This is a genomic window from Gelidibacter sp. (genome assembly GCF_039916245.1).
Classification (GTDB): domain Bacteria; phylum Bacteroidota; class Bacteroidia; order Flavobacteriales; family Flavobacteriaceae; genus Gelidibacter.
This window is the reverse complement of sequence record NZ_JBDSLS010000243.1, coordinates 1-4,443: the sequence shown is the minus strand read 5'-3', so window position 1 is coordinate 4,443 and position 4,443 is coordinate 1. Positions and strand designations below refer to the sequence as shown.

5 protein-coding genes are annotated in these 4,443 nt (G+C 35.0%); 3 read left to right on the top strand and 2 right to left on the bottom strand.

Annotated elements, in window-relative coordinates; translation table 11 throughout:
• A partial coding sequence (gene mutY / locus ABIQ28_RS12945; RefSeq protein ID WP_348037970.1) for an A/G-specific adenine glycosylase occupies nt 1–947 on the bottom strand: 947 nt, incomplete at its 3' end.
• A 135-nt stretch (nt 948–1,082) separates the two neighbouring features.
• On the opposite strand from mutY, the gene ABIQ28_RS12940 reads away from it, so the two are divergent.
• The 3 genes from ABIQ28_RS12940 (at nt 1,083) to ABIQ28_RS12930 (ending at nt 4,118) form a co-directional block, all read left to right on the top strand.
• Nucleotides 1,083–1,385, top strand: coding sequence for an HU family DNA-binding protein (locus ABIQ28_RS12940; protein ID WP_348037968.1), 303 nt, complete (start codon nt 1,083–1,085; stop codon nt 1,383–1,385).
• Nucleotides 1,386–1,722: 337 nt separating this feature from the next.
• The gene (locus tag ABIQ28_RS12935; RefSeq protein WP_348037966.1) at nt 1,723–3,264 is read left to right on the top strand and encodes a ribonuclease E/G; all 1,542 of its coding nucleotides are present in this window, start codon (nt 1,723–1,725) and stop codon (nt 3,262–3,264) included.
• A 311-nt stretch (nt 3,265–3,575) separates the two neighbouring features.
• The gene (locus tag ABIQ28_RS12930; RefSeq protein ID WP_348037964.1) at nt 3,576–4,118 is read left to right on the top strand and encodes a DUF5004 domain-containing protein; all 543 of its coding nucleotides are present in this window, start codon (nt 3,576–3,578) and stop codon (nt 4,116–4,118) included.
• A gap of 86 nt (nt 4,119–4,204) precedes the next feature.
• On the opposite strand, the gene ABIQ28_RS12925 is transcribed toward ABIQ28_RS12930, so the two are convergent.
• Nucleotides 4,205–4,443, bottom strand: a 239-nt coding sequence (locus ABIQ28_RS12925) for an aldo/keto reductase (protein WP_348037962.1), incomplete at its 5' end; no start/stop codon positions are given.

Below are 4,443 nucleotides of genomic sequence, written 5' to 3'. Positions count from 1 at the left end.
TCAACTTCAATAATCCAGAATTTGGTATGTAAATGCTGATGCGAAAGTTTGTGCACAATGTCCTTACTATTATATAGACTAAATTCAAAAGGAGCGTCCTTAAATAAAGACTGTATAAAAGGATGCTTTTTAAAGTCGGCCATCTTTAGTTTCTGCTCTGTTTCCAATAATGGGAATTGATAGAGGTTTTGCCAAATTCCTTTTGTTGTCCTTTTGTGGAAAATGGTTTTTTTGTCTGTGGATAATAGGACAAGAAAATTAAAGTGTTTGGTACTAACCTTTGTTTTGTTCAATTTAACTGGTAACACCTCTGTTTTGTTTTTCTGAAGAGCTACACAACTCTCATTTAAAGGACAAATAGTACAATTCGGATTTTTGGGCTTGCATTGAATGGCGCCAAACTCCATAATAGCTTGATTATAGTCTGACGGATTTTGGTGATCCATCAAAGACGTCGCCAGTGTTTTAAATTCTTTAATGCCTTGTGTTGAATTTATGGGCGTGTCAATCCCAAAGTAACGTGACAATACTCTATATACATTGCCATCTACAACGGCGGTCGGTTCATTAAAACAAATGGAGGCGATCGCGCTAGCCGTATAGTCGCCCACGCCTTTTAATTTTAAGAGCTCTTTATAGGTGTTTGGGAAAATACCATTCAGTTCATTGGCAATATATTTTGCCGAGGTATGCAAATTGCGAGCTCGAGAGTAATAGCCTAAGCCCTGCCAAAGTTTTAAAACGTCCTCTTCCTGAGCGTGGGCAAGGTCAAAAACTGTTGGGTATTTGTCAACAAATGCTTCGTAATAGGGTAGGCCTTGCGCTACTTGTGTTTGTTGTAAGATTATTTCCGATAACCAGATATTGTACGGATTTTTGGTATTTCGCCAAGGCATCTCCCGCTTATGCTCTGAATACCAAATAGTTAATGTCTTGTTAAAATTCATCTTTTTTTTGTAATTCTCGACAAAAATAAAGCTTTACACCCTTAAATTTTAATTAATTAGGTTTGAAATATTGAAATTAAAATGACTATATTTGCATCCCTTATAATTAATAGATAAACCCTAAAATTAGTAACAATGACAAAAGCTGATCTAGTAGCAAAGATTTCTGAGAGATTAGGAATGGAAAAAGGAGATGTCCAAGCAACAGTTGAAACGTTCATGGAGGAAGTCAAAACATCTTTGGAAGGTGGAGATAACGTGTATTTAAGAGGTTTTGGAAGCTTTATTATCAAAACAAGAGCTGAGAAAACTGGAAGAAATATTTCAAAAAACACCACTATCAAAATACCAGCACACAACATTCCAGCATTTAAGCCTGCAAAAGTATTTGTAGAAAGCGTTAAATCTAATGTTGAAGTTGAGACAGTACTTAAGTAGAGTAAAGCATTAAAGGAAATATTAATTTAAAAAAGACTTGATTTATGCCAAGTGGTAAAAAAAGAAAGAGACATAAGGTAGCGACGCATAAGCGTAAAAAACGTAGACGCGCTAACCGTCACAAGAAAAAGAAATAAACTGAAAAAGTAGTTAAAAAACTACTTTTTCGTTTTTTTTACAGTAACGTTCTTTGATATGAAATTTAGGTTGTGCCACTGGTTGTGGCTAGCTTAAATTTACCGGAATTACCCCGATAGTTTATCGGGAATCCTGTGTCAAAAAATTTAGTATAATCCATCTGTTTTGATGTCTATCACAACGGATTTAAATTAACAACATGGATAAAGAATTAATTATTCGTTCGAGTTCAGATTTTGTTGATTTTGCCTTATTAAAAGATGGAAAACTTATTGAATTACATAAAGATGAAGAGGATAACAATTTTTCGGTTGGCGATGTGTTTATTGCCAAAATCCGAAAAGCTGTTCCTGGACTAAATGCTGCATTTGTTAATGTAGGGTATGAGAAAGATGCATTTTTGCATTATCATGATTTAGGGCCAAAATTACCTTCACTTTTAAAATTCGTAAAACGTGTAAGCACAGGGAAACACACAGATTTTCTACTCAAAAACTTTCAGTTTGAAAAGGATATTGATAAAGATGGCAGCATTGCCGATGCCTTAAAGTCTAATCAATCCCTCTTAGTACAAATTGTAAAAGAACCTATTTCAACCAAAGGACCTCGCATTAGTAGCGAGTTGTCAATTGCCGGAAGGTATATTGTTTTGGTACCGTTTTCCGATCGGATTTCTATTTCTCAAAAGATAGAATCTAAAGAGGAAAAAGATCGTTTAAAACGATTGGTCAAAAGCATTACGCCTAAAGGATTTGGCGTCATTGTCCGAACCGTTGCTGAAGGTAAAAAAGTGGCCGAGTTAGACACCGATTTGCAGAATTTATTGGGCCGTTGGACAGCAATGTGCAAAAAGCTTAATAAAGCCCCTCATCCAAGTAAGGTACTTGGAGAAATGAACAAAGCGTCCTCAATTTTGAGGGACATTTTTAATGATTCGTTCTCAAGTATTGTTGTGGATGATGAGGAACTTTATATGCAAGTCAAAGATTATGTGCATCAAATTGCACCAAAAAAGGAATCGATTGTGAAACATTATCAAAATAATGTACCAATTTTTGAAAAACATGGTATTGAGAGACAAATCAAGACCTCATTCGGACGTACAGTATCTATGGCAAAAGGTGCGTATATTGTGATAGAACACACCGAAGCACTCCATGTGATTGATGTGAACAGTGGGAATCGATCCAACAAAGAAAAAAATCAAGAGGATACTGCCTTGGAAGTCAACATGATTTCAGCTACAGAAATTGCCCGTCAATTGCGTTTACGCGATATGGGAGGAATTATTGTAATCGATTTTATTGACATGTCCGACGCAGAGAATCGGAAAAAACTGTACAATCATCTTCGTGACGAAATGAAGGATGATAAAGCAAAGCATAAGATATTACCTCCTAGCAAATTTGGTCTGATACAAATTACCAGACAAAGAGTGCGACCAGAAAGGAATATTGAAACAAAAGAAGAAAACCCAAATGTTGGCGGTGAGGATATTGAAGCACCTATTAAGGTGATCCAAAGAATCCAGCAAGACATGGAGCGGATTTTCAAAAAAGACTACAAAAAGGTGACCTTAAACACACATCCTTTTATAGCGGCCTTTTTGACCAAAGGATTCCCATCCATTAGGTCAAAATGGTTTTTAGAACATAAAAAATGGGTAAAAATTTTACCTAGAGATGCTTACACATATCTTGAATACCATTTTTATGATAAAAATGGAGACAAAATCAATTAGTATTAAAACCTCTTTTCATACCGATGTCATCGGAACGGAAAGGGGTTTTTTATTTTCAAAAAAGTGCTCCTTGTTTTTTTGATTCTTCTCTAAAAACTTTAAAAATATTTATACTTCAGTATTATTATATTTTTTCAAGAGCTGGATTATCATGCTGATATCCAGTGGCTAGGATGTTTTGGTGATCTGTAATTAGTAAATTCAGAAGTTATGAATTAATTTTTAGTTGAACTTTCTTACATTTTAAAAGCAACCTTTTCAAGTTTCCTGCATCTTATAAATGAACTTAAAAACTACAAAATTTAAAAAACATGAAAAAATCAAATTTTATGATCAAATCTTTAATGGGAATAGCCGTACTTTTTATGGTAAGCTGTAATTCTGATGATAGTATTTCTTGTCCAGCGGACTTAACCGGTGCTTTGAATGCTACTGAAACTGAGTTTTCTGGAACTTGGATTTTTACTGGGATGATGGCAGAGGAAGCCATTGACATTACGGACGATAAAACAGATAATCCAAACAAGGATGTTTTTGCTCAATACAGTGCTTGCGATCGTGATTTAGTTTATAGTTTCAACAGCGATAGAAAATATTCGCTTAAACAAGGTTCTTTAGCATCAGACTGTAATAACAAGGAATCATTAGCTGGAACATGGAGTTTAACGGCTGACAATGCTTTGACTTTTGTTGCTAATTGTGCGTCTCAGACTACAAAAATTGTAATGGGTGAAGAAGGTGATACCTTCTCTTATTCGTCTACTTTGACTTTCCGTGATGTTTCTGGTCTTGTGAAGACTACTAAGGTAACATTTACCTATACGAAACAAGAACAAAATGAAACTCCTCAATAATGTGAATTGAGTTAATCTTAATACATTAAAAGTAAAAAGCGGATCGTATGTGATCCGCTTTTTTTTTTGGTTAAAACCTAGTAGCTTTATGCTGAAGGGTTGGGAATCTCATTATGGACTTTCTCAATAGCATCCAAAACCTCTGAACTTAAGTTGAGATAGATGCTGTCAATGTTTTCTTTAAGTTGGACTAAATTAGTTGCACCAATAATATTACTGGTCACAAAAGGCTGTTGGGTTACAAAGGCCAAAGACATCTGCGCTAAAGATAAATTGTGATTATAAGCAATAGCAAGGTAGCGTTTTGTTGCTTCTGTACATTGTG